16 protein-coding genes are annotated in these 18,831 nt (G+C 68.8%); 10 read left to right on the top strand and 6 right to left on the bottom strand.

The window, feature by feature from the left end:
- Positions 1 to 44: 44 nt before the first annotated feature.
- The gene (locus ACYBYQ_RS10090; protein ID WP_459618610.1) at positions 45 to 428 is read right to left on the bottom strand and encodes a 2Fe-2S iron-sulfur cluster-binding protein; all 384 of its coding nucleotides are present in this window, start codon (positions 426 to 428) and stop codon (positions 45 to 47) included.
- Complete coding sequence (locus tag ACYBYQ_RS10085) at positions 425 to 2,161, bottom strand: FAD-binding protein (protein WP_459618609.1); 1,737 nt, start codon at positions 2,159 to 2,161, stop codon at positions 425 to 427. Before ACYBYQ_RS10085 ends, ACYBYQ_RS10090 begins: the two co-directional genes overlap by 4 nt.
- A 223-nt stretch (positions 2,162 to 2,384) precedes the next feature.
- On the opposite strand from ACYBYQ_RS10085, the gene ACYBYQ_RS10080 reads away from it, so the two are divergent.
- Entirely contained in the window at positions 2,385 to 3,395 is a 1,011-nt protein-coding gene (locus tag ACYBYQ_RS10080) for a tripartite tricarboxylate transporter substrate binding protein BugE (RefSeq protein ID WP_459618608.1), read from the top strand.
- A 55-nt stretch (positions 3,396 to 3,450) separates the two neighbouring features.
- Positions 3,451 to 4,056, top strand: coding sequence for a cupin domain-containing protein (locus ACYBYQ_RS10075; RefSeq protein WP_459618607.1), 606 nt, complete (start codon positions 3,451 to 3,453; stop codon positions 4,054 to 4,056).
- 32 nt (positions 4,057 to 4,088) lie between these two features.
- Here the strand turns inward: ACYBYQ_RS10075 and ACYBYQ_RS10070 are convergent, their stop codons facing one another.
- Positions 4,089 to 5,051, bottom strand: a complete 963-nt coding sequence (locus tag ACYBYQ_RS10070; RefSeq protein ID WP_459618606.1) for an alpha/beta hydrolase — start codon at positions 5,049 to 5,051, stop codon at positions 4,089 to 4,091.
- Positions 5,052 to 5,274: 223 nt separating this feature from the next.
- On the opposite strand from ACYBYQ_RS10070, the gene ACYBYQ_RS10065 reads away from it, so the two are divergent.
- Complete coding sequence (locus tag ACYBYQ_RS10065) at positions 5,275 to 7,266, top strand: phosphatase PAP2 family protein (RefSeq protein WP_459618605.1); 1,992 nt, start codon at positions 5,275 to 5,277, stop codon at positions 7,264 to 7,266.
- A gap of 81 nt (positions 7,267 to 7,347) precedes the next feature.
- Here ACYBYQ_RS10065 and ACYBYQ_RS10060 read toward each other — a convergent pair whose 3' ends face one another.
- On the bottom strand, positions 7,348 to 8,625 hold the full coding sequence (locus ACYBYQ_RS10060) for an acyltransferase family protein (protein ID WP_459618604.1): 1,278 nt from the start codon (positions 8,623 to 8,625) through the stop codon (positions 7,348 to 7,350).
- A 274-nt stretch (positions 8,626 to 8,899) separates the two neighbouring features.
- Between ACYBYQ_RS10060 and ACYBYQ_RS10055 the strand changes: the two genes are divergently transcribed.
- From ACYBYQ_RS10055 to ACYBYQ_RS10045, 3 genes are all read left to right on the top strand, one after another.
- A complete protein-coding gene (locus ACYBYQ_RS10055; protein WP_459618603.1) occupies positions 8,900 to 10,216 on the top strand; it encodes a flagellin N-terminal helical domain-containing protein in 1,317 nt (438 codons plus the stop codon).
- 188 nt (positions 10,217 to 10,404) lie between these two features.
- Positions 10,405 to 11,382: a Bug family tripartite tricarboxylate transporter substrate binding protein gene (locus tag ACYBYQ_RS10050; RefSeq protein ID WP_459618602.1), complete on the top strand. Its 978-nt coding sequence runs from the start codon at positions 10,405 to 10,407 to the stop codon at positions 11,380 to 11,382.
- A gap of 81 nt (positions 11,383 to 11,463) precedes the next feature.
- Positions 11,464 to 12,312, top strand: coding sequence for an SIR2 family protein (locus ACYBYQ_RS10045; protein ID WP_459618601.1), 849 nt, complete (start codon positions 11,464 to 11,466; stop codon positions 12,310 to 12,312).
- Here the strand turns inward: ACYBYQ_RS10045 and ACYBYQ_RS10040 are convergent.
- Both ACYBYQ_RS10040 and ACYBYQ_RS10035 read right to left on the bottom strand, forming a co-directional pair.
- Complete coding sequence (locus ACYBYQ_RS10040) at positions 12,309 to 12,755, bottom strand: PaaI family thioesterase (protein WP_459618600.1); 447 nt, start codon at positions 12,753 to 12,755, stop codon at positions 12,309 to 12,311. The two genes, ACYBYQ_RS10045 and ACYBYQ_RS10040, sit on opposite strands and share 4 nt — an antisense overlap.
- A gap of 5 nt (positions 12,756 to 12,760) precedes the next feature.
- Entirely contained in the window at positions 12,761 to 13,558 is a 798-nt protein-coding gene (locus ACYBYQ_RS10035; RefSeq protein ID WP_459618599.1) for an IclR family transcriptional regulator, read from the bottom strand.
- Positions 13,559 to 13,728: 170 nt separating this feature from the next.
- On the opposite strand from ACYBYQ_RS10035, the gene ACYBYQ_RS10030 reads away from it, so the two are divergent.
- From ACYBYQ_RS10030 to ACYBYQ_RS10015, 4 genes are all read left to right on the top strand, one after another.
- Positions 13,729 to 15,297 carry an acetate--CoA ligase gene (locus tag ACYBYQ_RS10030; RefSeq protein ID WP_459618598.1) on the top strand — a complete coding sequence of 523 codons (1,569 nt, stop codon included), beginning with the start codon at positions 13,729 to 13,731 and terminating at the stop codon, positions 15,295 to 15,297.
- 20 nt (positions 15,298 to 15,317) lie between these two features.
- Positions 15,318 to 16,463: an FAS1-like dehydratase domain-containing protein gene (locus ACYBYQ_RS10025; protein ID WP_459618597.1), complete on the top strand. Its 1,146-nt coding sequence runs from the start codon at positions 15,318 to 15,320 to the stop codon at positions 16,461 to 16,463.
- 85 nt (positions 16,464 to 16,548) lie between these two features.
- The gene (locus ACYBYQ_RS10020; RefSeq protein WP_459618596.1) at positions 16,549 to 17,790 is read left to right on the top strand and encodes a CaiB/BaiF CoA transferase family protein; all 1,242 of its coding nucleotides are present in this window, start codon (positions 16,549 to 16,551) and stop codon (positions 17,788 to 17,790) included.
- Positions 17,791 to 17,857: 67 nt separating this feature from the next.
- A complete protein-coding gene (locus tag ACYBYQ_RS10015; protein ID WP_459618595.1) occupies positions 17,858 to 18,826 on the top strand; it encodes a Bug family tripartite tricarboxylate transporter substrate binding protein in 969 nt (322 codons plus the stop codon).
- Positions 18,827 to 18,831: the final 5 nt, after the last annotated feature.

The raw sequence follows: 18,831 nt of genomic DNA, 5'->3' as shown, positions 1-18,831 counted from the left end.
TGGCCGGTTTGCCGCCCCCCGCCGGACGGGGCCGCGCCGTGCTGCTAGTTTTGGCCATCTTCGGTGTCCTGGTGCAGGCGTTCCTTGGCCGGGGCGATGGCCGTGATCAGGTCGCGCAGCCGGGGCTTGTTGCCCAGGGGCTGCACCACATGACGGCAGCCGGGCTGCGGGCGCGCCACACAGGCATAGACCACCTTGCCGTCGAGCTCCATCATGCATTCCTTGCAGGCATTGGCGTTGATGCAGGAATACCGGAACGCCAGGCTGTCGTCCTGATGCTCGCGTATCCAGCGCAGCGCGTCCAGCAGCGAAACTGCCTGGTCCGCCGGAACTTCGTGCTCGGTATGGTGGACGGGCCCTGCTCCGACGCCCCGCTGCACCGAGAGCGTCACCGTGGCTGCATCGCCTGCCGTGGTTACTTGGTTCATGCCCGGGCTCCTGCCATTTCCTGTTCCGCGTCCGCAGTCTGGACCGCCTGTTGCTCCAGCTGCCAGCCGCCCGCGGTCCATCGGGCCGTCTGGTTCAGGCGCCATGCCGGATCCATGCCGGGGAAGTCCTCGCGCTGGTGCGCTCCCCGACTCTCTTCGCGCGCCAGCGCGCAGGCCACCACGGCCTGCGCCACCAGCAGCATGTTGCGCAGGTCCAGTCCGTCGATGCGCCGGGTGTCGTGCGCGGCTGCCGTGCCGGGCAGCACCGTGCCCAGCTCCTGCTGCAGGCAGGCGAGCTCGGCGCGCGCATGCAGCAGGCCCGCGCGGGTGCGGAACGGCCCCGCATCGGCCTGCATGGTTTCCTGCAGCCGGCGCAGCAGGGACGCGGTATTCGGCGGGGAGGCCCGCGTGTCGTCTGCCTGCAGTTCGGCGATGCGCGAGCCGGCCGATTGCCGCAGCGCCGCGCTGCCGGGCCGGCCCGCGTCGCCGTCCGACGCCAGGGCCCGCGCCGCCTCCCGGCCGGCGCGCAGGCCGAAGGCCACGGCCTCGGTGATGGCGTTGCCCGACAGGCGGTTGGCGCCGTTGGCGCCGCCCACCGCTTCGCCGGCGGCATAGAGCCGCGGCACATCGGACTGCATGTCCGTGCCCACGCGCACGCCTCCCATGTGGTAATGCGCGATCGGCGCCACCTCCACCATGTCGCGCGCGAGATCGATGCCGTTGGCGGCCAGCGTGTCGATGATGGGGCCGAACGCCTCGCGCAGCGTGGCGGCGGGAACGTGGCGGAAGCTCAGGTAGGCGCCGCCTGCCGGGCTGCCCCTGCCCGCCGCCACCTCCTTGGTGATCGCGTACGTGGCGGCGTCGCGCGTGACCACGTAGCGGCCGGTGTCCTGCGAGGCGTGGTCGTAGTTGCCCATGAACGGCTCGCCCAGGCCGTTGAGCAGTTCTCCGCCCAGCTTGTAGCGGAAGGGATCCCACATGATGGGATCCAGCCCGACCAGGCGCGGGGCCAGGTGGCCGATGGGAAAGAACTGCACGAATTCCATGTCGACCAGGCGCGCGCCCGCCCGCGCGGCCAGCGCGTAGCCGTCGCCTCCCATGTTCAGCGAGGCGCTGCTGCGCCGATACAGCCGCGTGAGGCCGCCGGTGGCGATGATCACCGCGCCGGCGCGTATCACCACGGGCCTGCCGGTGTCCAGGTGCAAGGCCAGCGCGCCCGCGGCCCGGCCCTCGTGCAGCAGGATGTCGACCACATAGAGATCGCCGGCGCGCCGGATCGCGTCGTGCCGCGCCACTTGCGTGCGCAGCGTCTTGGCCACCGCCGGGCCCGTGTTCAGGTAATCCACGTACACGCAGCGCGGGCGGTCGTGCCCGGGCGCATGCACCTGGCGCAGCCGGCCGGCATCGGCCGCCCAGCCGACCTTCCAGCGCTGCAGCAGGCGGATCGCGTCCACGCCCTCCTCGCACAGCAGCCGGGCCAGCGGTTCGCTGCACAGCCCCCGGCCGGCGCGCAGCGTGTCTTCGTAGTGGTGGCGCCAGTGGTCGTCGGTCTGTTCGCCCAGGGCCGCCGCCACCGTCATCTGCGCCATGACGGTGGCTCCGCCGCGGCTGATCAGGCTGCGGTCGGCCAGCAGCACCCGCCGCCCCGCCTGGGCCGCGGCAACGGCCGCGCTCATGCCGGCCGCGCCGGCTCCCACGACCAGCACGTCGGTATCGATATCAAGCTCGTCCATGATGCTCCAGCGGTAGGGGTGCAGCCACGGCATACGGCGCCCCCGGACAAAGATAAAACGCTAGCGTTTTATCAGCGAAATACCAATATGGGCTTACCCCTAGCTGGCTTGGCACCCCCAACACTCTGGTGTGTGGCCCGAGGGATTTCTCTTATTTTTTTCTATATATAGAAAAAATATCATCAAGCCCGAACACGCTCATTCATGCCGCCCGGAGATACGCATGCCCTTCTCGCCCTCCCGATTCCTTGCCCACATGGCGCGCCGTGCGGCTGCCGTGGCTGCCAGCGCCATGCTGAGCCTGGGCGCTGCAGCCCACGCCGCCTATCCCGAACGCCCCGTAACGCTGGTCGTGCCCTTCCCCGCAGGCGGCAACTCCGATATCGTGGCGCGGCTCATCGCCGAACACATGGGCCAGGCGCTGGGCCAGTCCGTGATCGTGGAAAACCGGCCGGGAGCCGGCGGCCTGATCGGCAACCAGGCCGTGGCGCGCGCCCGCCCCGACGGCCACACGTTGCTGCTCGGCGGCATGTCCACGCAGATCCTGCTGGCCGGCACCGCGCCGCAGCTGCCATACGACCCGGTCGGGGCGTTCTCCGCCGTGGCGCTGATCTCCAAGGTTCCGCTGGTGCTGGTGGTGCCTGCCAGCTCCCCGGCCCAGGACCTGAAATCCTTCGTCGCCCAGCTCAAGGCCAGTCCCGGCGCCTACAACTTCAGTTCGGCCGGCGCCGGCACCTCGGGGCACGTCACGGCGCAGTACTTCGCCGACGCGGTGGGCGCGAAGGTCGTGCACGTGCCCTACCGGGGCAGTGCTCCGGCCCTGGTGGACCTGGTGGAAGGCCGCAATGCCTACCTGGTCGACACGCCGCCCGTGGTGAAGGAACTCATCAAGAGCGGCAAGATCCGCGCGCTGGCCTCTTTCACGGAAACGCGCCTCGCGGAACTGCCCGATGTGCCCACGATCGCCGAGGCCGGGCTGGGCGATGTGGTGCAGCAACGCATGCAGCCGTGGCAGGCCATCTTCGCGCCCGCGGGCACGCCGCCCGACGTCGAAGCCGCCATCCATGCCGCGATCGGCCAGGCGCTGGCCAAGCCGGCGCTGCAGGAGCGCCTGGCACAGCTCGGCCTGATCCCCATGCCGGGCTCGCTGGCCGATGCCAAGCAATTGTTCAAGGTAGACTACGCACAGTGGATGCCCATCCTGAACGACATGGGTCTCAAGACGGCGCAATGACGGCCCGGGCCTCCCATTGCCACGCCGGCTCCATGGCCCCGGTGCTTTAGCCCAAGTGGAACCAGACGACACCCGATTCGTGGGCCGGGCCATCCGGCGCATACGAAAGCAGAAGAAGATATCGCTGCAGACGCTGGCGGCGCAGTCCGGCGTGGCCACGGGCATGCTCAGCCAGATCGAGCGCGACCTGGGCAATCCGTCGCTGCGCACGCTGGCGCGGATACGCCAGGCGCTGGACGTTCCGCTCAGCGCCCTGTTCGAATCCGTGGATGAGGTCCGGGCCTCCGGCACGGCTGACGACCCGCTCGCCATCCATGTGCGGCGTGCAGGCCAGCGCAAGGCCATGCCGTTCGGCACGCCGCTCATGACCAAGGAAATGCTCTCGCCTGCCGCCGGGCAGCGGCTGCAGTTCATGGTGCTGGACATCCAGCCGGGCGGCACGTCCGGCGAACCGGCGCTGAGCTACCCGGCCGAAAAGGGCGGGACGGTGCTGCGGGGCGCCTTCGAGCTCGAGCTGGACGGCCGCACCCTGGTGCTGCGCCAGGGCGACAGCTTCCAGTTCAATGGCGCCACCCCCCACATATTCCGCAACCCGTTCGACGAGCCGGTCAGCGTGCTGTGGATCATCGCCCACGAGCCCTCGGCACATCTGCACTTCTAGGGAGTTCTGGCCGCGCAACCGCGCCGCTCGCGCTACCAGTGCGAGGCCGGCGCCGGCAGGTCGAGCGCATGCCGCAGCGCCGCGCACATCATCTGGAACTCCTGTTCGGCCACGGCGCTGTAGCGCCGCGCCCGCAGGAAGCCGTGGATCATGCCCTTGCCGATGCGCACCTGGGCTTCGCCGCCTGCCTGCCGCAGTTTCTCGGCATAGCGCGTGCCGTCGTCCAATAGCGGATCATGATCGGCCAGCAGCAGGTAGGCGGGCGGCAGGCCCCGGTGGCTGGCGGCGCGCATGGGCAACGCATAGCCGTCCTGCGTGTCCAGCTGCCCCGAAAGGAAAGCATCCAGGGCGAAGGCCATGGCGTCCCGCGTGAGGAAGGCGTCTTCGGTGTTGTGCAGATAGCTGGGCGTGTCGAGGTCTGCGTCCAGGGTGGGATAGATGAGCGCCTGCATGCGAAGCCGCGGCCCGCCCCTATCTCGCGCCAGGAGCGCGCAGGCCGCGGCCAAGTTGCCGCCCGCGCTGTCGCCCGCGACGGCGATGCGGGCGGGATCCACCTCGAGCACCTCCGCCTCGCGCACGGCCCAGCACAGTGCCTCGTAGGCATCATCGGTGGCGGCGGGATAGGGATTTTCCGGCGCGCGCCGGTAGTGCACGCTGAACACCTGCGCACCCGTGTTGCAGGCCAGGCTTGCCGTGATGAAGTCATGCCCTTGCGGACTGCCCGCGACGAAGCTGCCGCCGTGCAGGTACACGATGGTGGGGAGCGGCCCGTCGGCCGCGGGCCGGTAGACCCGCACGGGAATTTCCCGGCCCGGCAGCACGATGTAGGTGTCGCTTGCCGACAGCGTCGGGGGATAGGCTTCCCGCACCAGGGCTGCATACCGGTCGGCGCGCAGGCGCCGCTGCCCCACCGTCAGCGCCTTCAGCCCGGCGGCGTCTCCCATGCTGCGCCGCGCGTGTTCTACGTAAGCCTGTATGCCGGGATCGTGTGCCATCGGGTATCGCTACGGAAGTGGGGTTGGGGGACTATACAAATTTTTCTATAGGATGAAAATATTGACGATATTTCCGATAAAAAGAAATACGTAGCCTCCATTACTGCCATTACTGTGTTCCGCCGGCCGCCACCTCGTTGCGGCATGCCGGGGCGCCTCCGTGTCATGCCGCATAAATAATTTGTATCTACCATGCGCGCTCCTCCACCACGGACTCCCCACGATGCACTACGCTCGCGCCTTCCACAAGGCCATCCCCGCGCACGCCCTGCGCGCCACCACGCTTGCCGTCCTGCTGGCCCTGAGCGCCTGCGGCGGCGACGACGGTGACGACGACGCACAGCAGCCGCCCGCCGACGACGCCGCCTACGTCGTCCCGGCTGCGCCGGCCGGACTGGGCTACGCCGACAGCGCACCGGTTCCGGACGCGCCCGCCTTCGTCGACTTCGCCTACACCAACCAGCGCGGCGACGCCCGCTACGCGACGGTAGACACCAATGCAGGCGTGCGCGTGTTGTCGGGCTTTCTCGACGTCTGGGAACCCAGCACCCTGCTGGTCGATGCCGGCGTCACTGCAGACGCCGTGGACGGCTACCCTGCCGTCGAAGCCTCCGACTGGACCGGCATCCCGGGCGATGCCACCGACGGCACCGTGAAGAACCTGGCCGTGCACCAGGAGAACATCGACTACGCCGTGCGCGTGACGACGGCCCGCACGCCCGAGCAGGAGCTGGCTGCCTACCTGGACGACCGCCGCGGCAAGAACTACAGCGTGACCGACGGCATGGGCCCGCTCACCGAGGCCTGGCGTGCCGCCGCGCAGCAGTTCACCACCATCACCGACATCGCGCCCGACGCCACGACCGTCAAGTATGACGACGCCGGCAACAATACCGGCGTGGCCGGGTCGGCCAATCCCGAGTTCGGCGACGTGATCGCGTTCGTGCAGCGCATGGGCGAGAATGCCTCCACCGAGCCGGGCAAACGCTTCTACAAATACGCGCGCCCGTGGCGCTGGAGCAGCAGCGTGATCGTGGTTCCGGCGCTGGAGCCGGCCAAGAGCACCACGCCCGCAACCGATGGCGGCTACCCCAGCGGCCACACCGCCGAGGCGGTGCGCAACGCCATCGCCATGGCCTACCTGGTGCCCGAGCGCTACCAGGAGATGCTGGCGCGCGGCCTGGAGCTCGGCGAGAACCGCATCCTCGCCGGCATGCATTCGCCGCTGGACGTGATCGGCGGCCGCATCCTCGGGCAGGCTTCGGCCGTGGGCAACATCTATGCGGCATCTGAAGGCGAACGCGCCACCGCCTACGCCCAGGCGCACCAGACGCTGATGGCCGCCGTCGGCACCAGCACGCCCGAAGCGTTCTACGCCTATGCGCATTCGCAGGATGTCTCGCAGGACCGCCTGGCCGATCACGACACCAACAAGTCCGAATATCGCCGCCGGCTGACCTTCGACTTCACGCCGATTGGCGACACGGGCCGGCCCGCCGTGGTGCCCAAGGGCGCCGAAGTGGTGCTGGAGACCCGGCTGCCCTACCTCACCGCGGAGCAGCGCCGCGTGGTGCTCAAGACCACGGCCCTGCCTTCGGGCTATCCGGCGCTGGATGACGCGGAAGGCTACGGCCGCCTGAACCTCTTCGCCGCGGCCGACGGCTACGGCGCCTTCGACGGCGACGTGGTGGTCAGCATGGATGCCAGCAAGGGCGGCTTCAACGCCCTGGACGTGTGGCGCAACGACATCACCGGCGCCGGCAAGCTGACCAAGGATGGCACGGGCACGCTGGCCTTGGCCGGGGCCAACCAGTACAGCGGCGGCACCGAGATCGTGGCCGGCACGCTGCGCGCCGACGCGGCGTCGGCGCTGGGCGCCGGGGCGGTCTACGTGGGCGGCGGCACGCTGTCCGTGCAGGCAGCCGAGGCTGTGCAGGTGCATTCCACCTATACGCAGACCGCCTCCGGCACGCTGCAGGCACGCCTGGGCACGGGCTCGGCGGGCCGGGTCGCCGTCGACGGCCCCGCCGCGCTGGCCGGCCAGCTGGTGGTGGCGTTCCAGGAAGGCTACGCGCCCCGTGCAGGCGAGACCCTGACGGTGCTGAACGCCAGCGCCGTGCACGGCCGGTTCGACGGCGTGACCGTCGCGGGCTTCAAGGCCACCGTGCTGTATGGCGCGGATACCGTGCAGGTACGGCTCGACGAAGCGGCGTGATGCCGCGGCGGGGCGGCCGGCGCGGCCAGCCCCGCTCCGCCTCCGACCGGCGGCCTGTGCCTGCACGGGCCGCCGGGATCGTCAAGGCGTGGACGGCGCCTCTCCGGCTTCCATGGCCGGCGCATTTGCGGTGCGGCGCCGCGCGACCCACCGGCGCGCCAGCAGGATCGCCGGCCGGTCCACGGTCCGCGCAAAAACGATGGCCACCACGGTGGTTGCAAAACCATAGACCAGCGCGGTCAGCGCGGCGGCGGGCAGGTACCCCGCCTGGGGCTGCAGCATGACGAACGTCGCTGCGCCCAGGGTGAAAAGAATGGGAAAGTGGACCAGGTACAGGCTGAACGAAATGCCGCCCAGCCATGCCGGCACGGGCTGCGCCAGCATGCGCCGGACCGCGGGCACCAGCAATACCCCCAAGAAAACAAGGATGGCGGCGACTTGTGCGCCGAGCACGGCGCCCGAGGGGACGTGTCCCGGCAGGGCCCAGCCCACGGCCGCCACGAGGTGGCGGACCGGGCCCGTCTCGCCGCCCGCCGATACGGCGACCGCGCCAGCCAGGCACGCATATCCGATGCCCGCCGGCAACCATCCCTTGCTCTCCAGCAAGCGCCGCCGGTGCAGGTAGAGTGCGAACCCCAGGCAGAACAGCGTATAGGCGCTGGTGCCCGTGATGACCAGCAGGCACGCGTAGGCGGACCAGAAGGCCGCCCGGGGCATGACGCGGTAGCCCGCCACCAGCATGAGGGTAAGCAGGGATCCCCAGAATTCGATGTGCAGCGTCCACAGCGCCGGTATGGTCGAGTGCGGCACCGGGGCCAGCTTCGACGAGACGAACGGCAGACTGCCGAAGAGCGACGTGCCCTGGTATCCCAGCAGCATGGAGCTCAGGAGCAGCTCGCGGGCGATGTCGGCGGCAGCCAGGGGATTCTGGTAGAGGCCCGCAGCCCATCCCGACCCCGCCAGCGCCGCCGCGGCCGTCCTGGCTTCGGGCAGCAGGCCCAGCCACGCCAGCGCCAGCAGCACGGCGGCGGCAACCGGCAGATACAGCCGGACGAAGCGCTTGAGCGCCTGCCTGCCGTATGCCGGCGCAGCGTGCAGGAAGCCGGAGGCCAGCACGAAGCCGCTCATGAGGAAGAACAGGTACACCGCGGTGTAGCCGTCGATCAGGAAGAACAGCGGCGTATGGGCCAGCGCGGCTTCCCATGGCTGCCCGCCATGGCCCGCCACGCGCGCAAAAGCCGGGAAGAAGAAGGCGAAATAATGCAGCAGGACGACCTGCACGGCAGCAAGCCCGCGCAGCCCCTCCATGAAGACGAAGCGCTCGCGGGCGCTGGGCTGGGCCAGGGGATTGCAGGACATGACGAATACCACATTATTTTTCTGAATGTATCATAATATGATATCCCGCCTATGCCGTCTCGCCTGCGCTAGATCAGAATTTTCTCCGGGTGGAAGTCCAGCATTTGCCGCACGGTGTGCCCGTGCCGTCCAAACTCGCGCAAAAGCGGGGCAATCGGGGCTTACTCGGGCAAATGGACGCCGCCGGAAAACGGTTAAATCCCTGAATCTCAGACCAATCTCATAAGACCAGTCCTAGAAGCGCGACCTATCGGCTCGAATCCTGTTTCGGCACATGCAGATCCACACCAACGTCTCGGCACTGACCACGCAGCGCCACCTGGCCGCAAGCCAGGGGCGGCTCACGGCCGCCATCGAGCGGCTGGGCTCGGGCCTGCGTATCAACCATGCCGCCGATGATGCGGCGGGGTCGGCCGTTGCCAACCGCATGGAGTCGCAGATCCGGGGCAAGAGCGTGGCCGAGCGCAACGCGCAGGACGCGCTCAGCCTGCTCGAGACGCTGGACACCGGCCTGGAAGCCGTCAACGAGCACGTGCAGCGGGTGCGGGAACTGGCCGTGCAGCGCGGCAACGGCACGTATTCCCAGACCGACCTGGAAGCCATCGACACGGAGATCGCCCAGCGCCTGGACGAGATCGACCGGCTGGCGGCCAGCCTGAGCTTCAACGGCGTTCCGCTGATGAGCACGTCCTCCACGCTGTCCATCCAGACGGGAGAGTCCGACGGCGATACGGTGGCGATCATGCTGCGCGAGCTGGATTCCAAGTCGCTGGGCTTGCGCGAGACGCCGCCGCCGCTGGGGCCGGCGCTGCAAGAGATCAGGGTCAATACGTCGGTGGGCGGCTTTCCCCCGGGCACCTACGACATCGGCAACCCCATCGTCACCCTTCCGGACGGCGGGCGGCTGTACGGCAAGGAGGAAGTGGCGGCGTACTTCGGCATCTCGACCAGCGAGATCGAGGTCCGCCAGGTCTACACCGCCCAGGGCCAGCCGCTGGGCGACAGCATCGCCATCCGTATCGGCGACGACTGGTATCACAAGTCCGCCAATGCCTTCCAGCCCCGCGCCGACGGCACCGCCGATTACCAGATCAGCCTGAGCGGCAGCTTCAGCGCCACCGTCGTCGACCAGGCCACGGGCACCAGCACCGCCGTGACCCTCAACCAGCCCAAGGTGGGCTGGACCAAGGAAGGGGTGTACACGCCCTACGTGGAATGGAACGGCTATTACTTCCCGCGCTCGCTGGTGAGCCAGGGCAGGCCGCTGGTCGTGAACGGCCCGGGTGCGAACAACATCGAGCTCATGGAGCCCAACTATCTCGAGGCCTCCGACGGGGCCATGATAGACCTGGACAGCTACCGGGCCTACGTGGGCGCGATGATGAACCGGTTCGAGTCCGTGGTGAACGGGCTCGCCGACAACCGGGTGGACCTGGAGGCCGCGCGCTCGCGCATCCGCGATGCCGACTATGCGGTGGAAATCTCCAGCCTGAGCCGCGCACGGATCCTGCAGCAGGCCGGCCAGGCCCTGCTGGCCCAGGCCAACACCACCCCCGAACTCGTGCTCACCCTGCTGCGCCAGGCTGCGTAGCGGATTCCGCGCCGCGGTAGGCTCGCCGGGCAGATCTCCTTCCCGCGCCCGACAATCCGCTGTTTGCCGGCGCCTCCATGTCGTTTATGTTTATGCTAGGACCGGCCGCAGCCTCTTCCCAAGGCGGGCTGAAGGCGGCGGCCGCCCGACGGACGCGCCGTCCACGACATAACGACCAAGGAGACTCCATGCACGCCGTAACCCGTTTCGTCCTTTCCGCCGCCTGCGCCCTGGGCGCCGTCGCCGGGGCCCATGCCGCCGAGGCCTGGCCCGCGGGCAAGCCCATCACCTACGTCGTACCGTTTGCCCCCGGCGGCGCCACCGACATCATCGGCCGGCTGGTCGCCAGCAAGCTGGGGCCTGCGCTGGGCACCACGGTGGTGGTGGAGAACCGGCCGGGCGCCGGCGGCAACATCGGCTCGGACTACGTGGCCAAGGCCAGGCCCGACGGCTACACCCTGGTGGGCGGGACCATCAGTTCGCATTCCATCAACGGCAGCCTCTACAAGGACATGCCGTACGACATGGTCAAGGACTTCAAGCCGGTCGCGCTCACCGGCAAGCTGGGCAACGTGCTGCTGGTGAACGAGAGCAGTCCGCTGCGCAGCGTCGAGGACGTGCTGGCCGCGGCCAAGGCCAAGCCGGGCGAGCTCAGCTACGGCTCCTCGGGCAACGGCACTTCCCAGAACCTGTCGGGCGAGCTGTTCAAGGTGACGGCAGGCGTGGACATCATGCACGTGCCCTTCAAGGGCAGCGCGCCCGTGCTGCAGGCCCTGCTCGGCAACCAGCTGTCCATGGCCTTCGACAACATCCCCCCCGCCCTGCCGCTGATCCAGTCCGGCAAGCTGCGCGCGCTGGCCGTCACCTCGGCCAGGCGCGACCCGAACCTGCCGGACGTGCCCACCCTGCAGGAGCTCGGCCTCAAGGACTACGAGGTCGTCTCGTGGCAGGCGGTGTTCGCGCCGGCCGGCACGCCGCAGCCCATCGTGGACCGCCTGAGCGCCGAGATCCTCAAGATCCTGAAGGAGCCTGACGTGAAGAAGAAATTCGACGAGATGGCCATCGACTCCAGTGGCATGGACGCGCAGCAGCTGGCCGCCTTCCAGAAGGCCGAAGTGGAGAAGTGGCGCAAGCTGATCCAGGCGGCCGGCATCCAGGTGCAGTAGCGCCGGGGCGGTCACGGCGTCTCTTTCCTGCCGGGCATGCCGTTTGCGGCGCCGTGCCGGCAGGAAAAGGAGGCAAGCCCGATGAAGCAGGCACCCGATAATGGCCTATCCCCCGTGCTGGCCGAACTGGCGGATCAGGTGGCGCGCGGCCAGGTCATGCTGTTCGTGGGCGCCGGCGCCTCGATGCAACTGGGCCTGCCGTCTTCCCGCGACGCGCTGGTCGAGAAATTCGCCGCCGACCTGGGGTACGAGCCGGACGACCTCCGGCAGCTGGGCGACTTCCATGCGCTGGCGGAGTACTACCGCATCCGGAAAGGAGGCCTGGACGGCCTGCGCGACTGGATGGAGACCCACTGGCATCCCGGCGACGTGGACATCGGCCGCTCGCGCGTACACAGGCTGATCTGCGAGCTGGATTTCCCGCTGGTCTACACCACCAACTACGATCGCTGGATCGAGCGCGCCTACGAGCACCATGGCCGGCCCTATGTGCGGATAGGCTCCGTGTCCGACCTGCCCGGCGTCGACGCCGGCCTGTGCCAGATCGTGAAGTTCCACGGCGATCTCGCCGATGCGGGCTCCATCATCCTGGACGAAAGCACCTACTTCGAACGCCTCGAATTCGAGACGCCGCTGGACATCAAGTTCCGCGCCGACGTGCTGGGCCGCGGCGTGCTGTTCATCGGCTATGCCCTGTCCGACGTCAACCTGCGGTTCCTCTTCCACAAGCTGGCCCGCATCTGGCGCCACAGCGGCCACGAGGCGCGCAGGCCGCAGTCGTACATCTTCTCCCCATGGCGCAATCCGGTGCAGGAGGCCATCCTCGATCAATGGGGAATCCGCATGATCACGCTGGAGCGCGACGACCCAGCGGATGCCCTGGGCGATTTCCTGGAAGGCCTGCTGCAGCACCGGCGCGGGCAAGGCTAGGGCTGCAGGCCGGCGGCAGGCTCGCGGCGCAGGATCTTCAGCACCGCCGCCGCGCTCAGGATGTCGGTGTCGCCGGCGCGGATCTCGCCGCGCATGAACACCAGGCCGGACGTCGCGCGCAGTATCGTGCCGCGGGCCTCGAGGAACTGGCCGACCTGCGCCCCGGCCAGGAAATGCGTATCCAGCTGCACCGTGACGCACGGCAGGCGGCCCTGCGCTTCCCATGCGATGGCGCTCAGGGCGTGGTCGATCAGGGTGGCGAGCAGGCCGCCGTGCACCATGCCGGCCGGATTGGCATGGGCCGGCGTCGCCAGCAGGCCATAGGCCCATGCATCCGCCTCCTTGCGCGTCCAGAGAGGGCCGACCAGGCCGGCGAACCCCGGTAGCGTGCGGGCGCGCCAGCCGGCGGCCTGCAGCGTTTCCATCGTGGGTCGTGCGTCCATGGCGCTCAGCTCCTTGCCGCCAGCAATTGCGAAAGCTCGCCCGCCTCGGCCTGCATCTCCTTCGCCAGCGCCTGCCCGCGCGCCCCGTTCAACTGGTTCGACAGCGCTGCGGCCACGAGCGAATGCGTGAGCCTGCCATGCCGGTCGAACACGGGCACGGCGATGAGCGCCACGCCGTCGATGTAGTTGCCGCGGTCGATGCTGTAGCCCTTGCGGCGCACGTTCTCGACCTCCTTGCGCCACGCATCCAGGTCCGGCGGCTGGTCCCAGCGCAGGGCCTTGAAACGGCGCTCTATCTCGCTGTCGGGCAGCACGCCGAAAGCCGCCACCAGCCGGCCGGTGGCGCTGATCAGGGCCGGGAAGCGGCTGCCCACGTCGACATGCAGGCGAAACGGCGCGCTGGAGCGCGACAGCGCCAGCACCACCATGTGGTCCATGCCGGTGACCTCGACGCCGATTGCGGTCACGTTCCAGCTGCCCGACAGGCGATCCAGCACGGGCTGGACCAGGGTGGGAAACGGGCTGCTCTCGATGACGCTGCGGGCCAGCGCCAGCATGCCCACGCCCAGGCTGTAGCGCTTGTTGACCGGATCCACGCGCACCAGCCCCTCGTCTGCCAGTACCCGCAGGATGTGCAGGCAGGTGCTGGTGACCAGGCCCAGTTCGTCGGCCACCGCCTTGAGGGTCAAGGGCGTGGTGCTGCGGCCCAGCAGGCGCAGGATGGCGATGGCCCGCGTTACGGCGGGCACCGCCCGCAGCCGGGGGCCTGCTGCGGCGGGTTCGCGGGGATCCGGTACTGACATGGCGATTCTCCTTCGGTGCAGCGGCAAGCATACGACGATGGACCGCTCGACGGCGTCGGCTGCGTAGCTCTCTTTAGATAGTTGTATATATACAATTAATAGAGCATATTGACAATTTTCGACGACGCGCGCAAAGTGACCGCAACCGGACAAGACGACAAAGGCGGGCCATGACGAAGCTGACCGAATACCTTTCCTACGCCGACGCCCAGGCGCACTGCGCACCCGAAAAGCTCTGGGAACTGTTCGACGGAAATGCGCAGCACATGAACATCGCCCATGAATGCATGGACCGTCATGCCGCAGGCGGGCGCAGCGCCGTCATCCTGGTCCGCGCCGACGGCAGCGACCTCGAACTGGGATTTCGCGACATCGCGCAGGCCTCCTCCCGGTTCGCGCACTATCTGGCCTCGCGCGGAATCCAGCCCGGCGACCGCGTGGCGATCATGCTCGAGCCTTCGCGCGCTTTCTACGTGGCCATGTTCGGCATCATGAAGCTGGGCGCGATCGCCGTGCCGCTCTTCACCCTGTTCGGGCCCGACGGCGTGCGCCTGCGGGTCCAGGACTGCAAGCCCCGCATGCTGGTCACCACGGCCGAAAAGGCCGCGCTGGCAGCCGGCATGGAATGGCTGGAAGCGGTGGTGGCCGACGACGCATTCCTGGAAAGCCTGGAAACATTCCCCGGCACGTTCGCGCCGCAGACCCGCGCCGACGACCTGGCCATATACCAGTACACCTCGGGCACCACGCGCGAGCTTCCCGATGCGGTGAAGCACACGCACCGTGCCCTGGTCACGCTGATGCTGGCCGCCCTGTACGGCACCGGCATACGCCCCGCCGACCGCTTCATGTGCCCTTCCTCGCCGGCCTGGGGACACGGGCTGTGGCACGGCACGCTGGCCCCGCTGGCCCTGGGCGTGACCATAGGCGCCTACGCCGGCAGGTTCGATGCCGAGCGCCTGTTGCGCGCCCTGCAGGAACACCGTTTCACCAATCTTTCCGCTGCCGCCACGCACTACCGGATGATGCGCAATTCGGGCGCGGCGGGGCGCTACCGCTATTTCCTCGAGAAGCTCAGCTTCACCGGCGAACCGATCGACAGCGAAACCGCCGCCTTCGTGGAGTCCACCTTCGGGCACCCCGCATGCAGCATGTACGGCACCACCGAGGTGGGCGTGTGCCTGGTGAACTATCCGGGCGCGCCGGACTTCGTCGTCAAGCGCGGCTCGCTGGGCAAGCCCGTGCCCGGCCTGCGCGTGGAGGTCCAGGATGCCGCGGGCGCGCCCTGCCCGCCCGGCGTCACCGGCGAGCTGAAGCTGTGGCGGCGCGGCGCCTGGATCTCCACCAAGGATCTCGGGCGCGTCGACGAGGACGGCTACTTCTGGCATGCCGGCCGCGCCGACGACGTGATCATCTCTGCGGGCTGGACCATGAGCGCCGTCGAAATCGAAGACGCCATCCTCAAGCATCCCGACGTGGCCGAGGCGGCCGCCATCGGCGTGCCGGACGCGCTGCGCGGCCAGGTCGTGAAGGCCTTCGTGGTGGCGCGCCGCGCGGGCGACGAGGCCTTCGCGCGCGAAATCCAGGAGGCCGTGCGCACACGCCTCAGCCAGCACGAATACCCCAGGCAGGTGGCCTTCGTGGCCGAGCTGCCCAAGACCCCCGCAGGGAAGATCCACCGCAAGAAACTGCGCGAGCAGGAGCTTGCCAACCATGCCGCGGCGCCTGCCGCCTACTGACAACCGGAGCAGGAGACATCATGCTGACCCAGGCCAAATCCGAACGCAGCTTTCCCAAGATCACCGAGCAGGGGCTGGACGAGCTGCGCGCACGCATCGGCGTGAAGATCGGCGCCACCGCCGAACCCTGGTGCTACGAAGCCACGCGCGACAACATCCGCCACTATGCCCATGGCATCGGCGACGACAATCCGCTGTGGTGCGATCCCGAATATGCGGCCCGCACGCGCCATGGCGGCATCCTCGCGCTGCCCAGCTTCCTGTTCGCCACCAGCCGGATCGTGTCGGGCTACGTGGGCGGCCTGCCGGGCGTGCACGCCATGTGGTCGGGCGCCGACTGGAGCTGGCATCTTCCCGTCCGCCGCAACGACACCATTTCCACGGAAGCCTATCTGAAGGACCTGGTGGAGCACGAGACCCGCTTCGCCGGCCGCGCCGTGCAGCAGATCTACCACGTCGACTTCTACAACCAGGAGGGAGACAAGGTCGCCGAGGCCGACAGCTGGTGCTTCCGCACCGAACGCGACCACGCGCGCGAGCACGGCAGCAAATACAGGGAGGTACGCGCCCGCGAACCGCGCCGCTATACGCCCGAGGAACTCCGCGAGGCCTACAAGCTCTACGCCATGGAGGAAGTGCGCGGCGCCACGCCGCGCTACTGGGAAGACGTGGCCGAGGGCGAACCGTTGCCCGTCCTGTTCAAGGGCCCGATGACGGTCACCGGCTTCATCGCGTACGCGCAGGGCTGGGGCGGCCTCTATATCCGCGCCAACAAGCTTGCCTGGCAGCTGATCGACGCCCACCCCGGCGTGGGCATCACCAACCGCTTCGGCATCCCGGACGTGCCGGAGCGCGTGCACTGGGAGGAGGAGTTCGCACTGGAAGTCGGCGCGCCGGGCGCCTACGACTACGGCCCGGAACGCAACTCCTGGCTGACGCATCATCTCACCAACTGGATGGGGGACGACGGTTTCCTGCGCAAGTCCCACTGCAAGATCCGGCGCCACAATCCGGAGGGCGACATGCTCTTCATCAAGGGCCGCGTCAGGCGCAAGTATGTGGAAGACGGCCGGCACCTGGTCGAGATCGAACAGGAAGCACGCAACCAGGACGACGAGCTGTCGGTGCTGGGCACGGGCGTCGTCGAGCTGCCCAGCCGCGGCTGAACCCCGATCGCGGAACCGGATGCGCCAGGGCCATGCATCCGGACAGCCACGACGGCAGCCGCAGCGGCCCGCAACGAGGTCCACGATGTCCGACTCACGAGAGCCCTCATTTCCCGCCGCCGCGCCCGCGGCGGGCGCAGGTGCGCTGGCCGGCGTGCGGGTGATAGATCTCTCCCGGGTGCTGGCCGGGCCGCTGTGCACGCAGATGCTGGCCGATCACGGCGCCGACGTGATCAAGGTGGAACCGCCGGGCGGCGACGAGACCCGTTCGCTGGGTCCGCCCTTCACCGATGAGGGCGACGCGGCCTACTTCACTGCCCTCAACCGGGGCAAGCGTGCCATCGCGCTCGACCTCTCCTGCCCTGAAGGGCAGGAGACGCTGATGCAGCTGCTGTCCGGGGCCGACGTGCTGGTGGAGAATTTCCTGCCGGGCACGATGGCGCGCTGGGGCCTGGATTACGAGTCCGTGCTGCGCCCGCGCCTGCCCGGGCTGGTGTATTGCGCCATTTCCGGTTTCGGCGACGACGGCCCGCTGGGCGGGCTGCCCGGCTACGATGCCGTCCTGCAGGCGATGTGCGGCCTCATGAGCGTGAATGGCGAACCCGGATCCGGACCGACGCGCATCGGCATTCCCATCGTCGACCACCTGACCGGCTATACCGCGCTCACCGGGATCCTGCTGGCCCTCGTGGAGCGGGCCCGCACCGGCCTGGGCCAGCGCGTGGACGCCACGCTCTTCGACACCGCGCTCAGCCTGCTGGTGCCCCACGCGGCCAACTGGATGCATTCCGGGCAGGTTCCGCAGCTGCTGGGCAGCGCCCATCCCAACATCGCGCCGTACGACAAGTTCGCCTGCCGGGACGGACAGATCTTCCTCGGCATCCTCAACGACCGTCAGTTCCGCAAGTTCTGCCTGCACGTGGGGCTGGCCACGCTGCCGGACGACGAGCGCTACGCCACCAATGCGATGCGCCTGCGGCATCGCGCCAGCCTGCGGACGGAGATCGAGAGCGCGCTGGCGCTGCGGCCGCGTGCGCAACTGTGCCAGGAATTGATGCAGCTCGGCGTGCCCGCCGGGCCGGTGCATACCGTGCCCGAGGCCTTTGCCCAGCCGCACGCCGCCCACCGCGGCATGCAGATCGAGCGCCCGGGCTATCGCGGCATAGGCATGCCCACGAAGCTGTCACGCACACCGGGCGGGCCCGCAGGCAACCCGCCGCGCTATGCCCAGCATACCGGGCAGGTACTGGGCGAGTCGGGGCTGGATGCCGGACGGATCGCCGCACTGGCCGCACGCGGGGTGCTGCCGAAGAAATCAGGCCCGTGACACGCCATCGCGTCCCACGAGGCATCAGACAACGACACAACAACAGCCACCACCAAAGGAGACTTCCATGAAACGAGCCCGCCTGCTTTGCGCCCTGCTGCTGACGCTGTGCCTGGGCCATGCCGTCGCCACCGCTGCCGACGCCTATCCCTCCCGGCCGCTGCGGATCATCGTGCCCTACCAGCCCGGCCAGGGCACTGACGTGGCCACCCGGTTCCTGTCGGAATACCTGGCCAGGGAACTGCACCAGAGCATCATCGTGGAGAACCGGCCAGGGGCCGGCGGGAACATCGGCGCCTCCGAGGCCGCCCGCGCGGCGCCCGACGGCTATACCCTGCTCATGGGCACCAACGGCACGCATGTATTGAATCCGTTTCTCTACAGCACGCTGCCCTTCGATGCCGATCGCGATTTCGAGGCCGTAATGCTGGTCAGCGCATTCCCCATGGTGCTGCTGGTTCCGCCCGCCTCGCCCTACGAGAGCCTCCAGGACCTGCTGGAAGCGTCGCGCGCGCGCCCCGACAGCGTGAACGTCGGGCTGCCCAGCACCACGGCCCGGCTGGTGCTGGAGCTCTTGCAGCAGCAGACCGGCACGCGCATTGCCGGGATCCCCTACAAAGGCTCCAGCACGTCGATGACCGACCTGATCGGCGGGCGGGTCGCGCTTGCGATCGACACGGTCAGCGCATCGCGCGCCTTCATCGACAGCGGCAAGCTGAAGGCCCTGGGCGTCACGTCGATCAAGCCGTCGGCGCTGCTGCCTGGCGTACCGACGGTGGCCAGCCAGGGCTTGGCGCAGTTCCAGGTCATTGCCTGGAACGGCATGTACGTGCCGCGAGGCACGCCACCGGAAATCGTGCAGAAGCTGAACGCGGCGCTGGCCGGCGTGCTGCGCCAGCCGGAAGTGCGCCGCCGCCTGCTGGAGCTGGGCCACGAACCGGCCGGCGGCACTCCCGGGGAGCTGGACGAATTCGCCCGCAGCGAGCGCAGCAAGTGGGGGCCGCTGATCCGCGCGGCGGGCCTGAAGGCCGACTGAGCTGC

Source organism: Bordetella sp. 2513F2 (assembly GCF_054642735.1).
This window is presented reverse-complemented; position numbering and strand designations above follow the sequence as displayed.

Coding starts and splice junctions, on each gene's coding strand:
- ACYBYQ_RS10090 (WP_459618610.1), bottom strand. CDS start 428: ATGAACCAAGTAACCACGGCAGGCGATGCAGCCACGGTGACGCTCTCG.
- ACYBYQ_RS10085 (WP_459618609.1), bottom strand. CDS start 2,161: ATGGACGAGCTTGATATCGATACCGACGTGCTGGTCGTGGGAGCCGGC.
- ACYBYQ_RS10080 (WP_459618608.1), top strand. CDS start 2,385: ATGCCCTTCTCGCCCTCCCGATTCCTTGCCCACATGGCGCGCCGTGCG.
- ACYBYQ_RS10070 (WP_459618606.1), bottom strand. CDS start 5,051: ATGGCACACGATCCCGGCATACAGGCTTACGTAGAACACGCGCGGCGC.
- ACYBYQ_RS10065 (WP_459618605.1), top strand. CDS start 5,275: ATGCACTACGCTCGCGCCTTCCACAAGGCCATCCCCGCGCACGCCCTG.
- ACYBYQ_RS10060 (WP_459618604.1), bottom strand. CDS start 8,625: ATGTCCTGCAATCCCCTGGCCCAGCCCAGCGCCCGCGAGCGCTTCGTC.
- ACYBYQ_RS10055 (WP_459618603.1), top strand. CDS start 8,900: ATGCAGATCCACACCAACGTCTCGGCACTGACCACGCAGCGCCACCTG.
- ACYBYQ_RS10050 (WP_459618602.1), top strand. CDS start 10,405: ATGCACGCCGTAACCCGTTTCGTCCTTTCCGCCGCCTGCGCCCTGGGC.
- ACYBYQ_RS10045 (WP_459618601.1), top strand. CDS start 11,464: ATGAAGCAGGCACCCGATAATGGCCTATCCCCCGTGCTGGCCGAACTG.
- ACYBYQ_RS10040 (WP_459618600.1), bottom strand. CDS start 12,755: ATGGACGCACGACCCACGATGGAAACGCTGCAGGCCGCCGGCTGGCGC.
- ACYBYQ_RS10035 (WP_459618599.1), bottom strand. CDS start 13,558: ATGTCAGTACCGGATCCCCGCGAACCCGCCGCAGCAGGCCCCCGGCTG.
- ACYBYQ_RS10030 (WP_459618598.1), top strand. CDS start 13,729: ATGACGAAGCTGACCGAATACCTTTCCTACGCCGACGCCCAGGCGCAC.
- ACYBYQ_RS10025 (WP_459618597.1), top strand. CDS start 15,318: ATGCTGACCCAGGCCAAATCCGAACGCAGCTTTCCCAAGATCACCGAG.
- ACYBYQ_RS10020 (WP_459618596.1), top strand. CDS start 16,549: ATGTCCGACTCACGAGAGCCCTCATTTCCCGCCGCCGCGCCCGCGGCG.
- ACYBYQ_RS10015 (WP_459618595.1), top strand. CDS start 17,858: ATGAAACGAGCCCGCCTGCTTTGCGCCCTGCTGCTGACGCTGTGCCTG.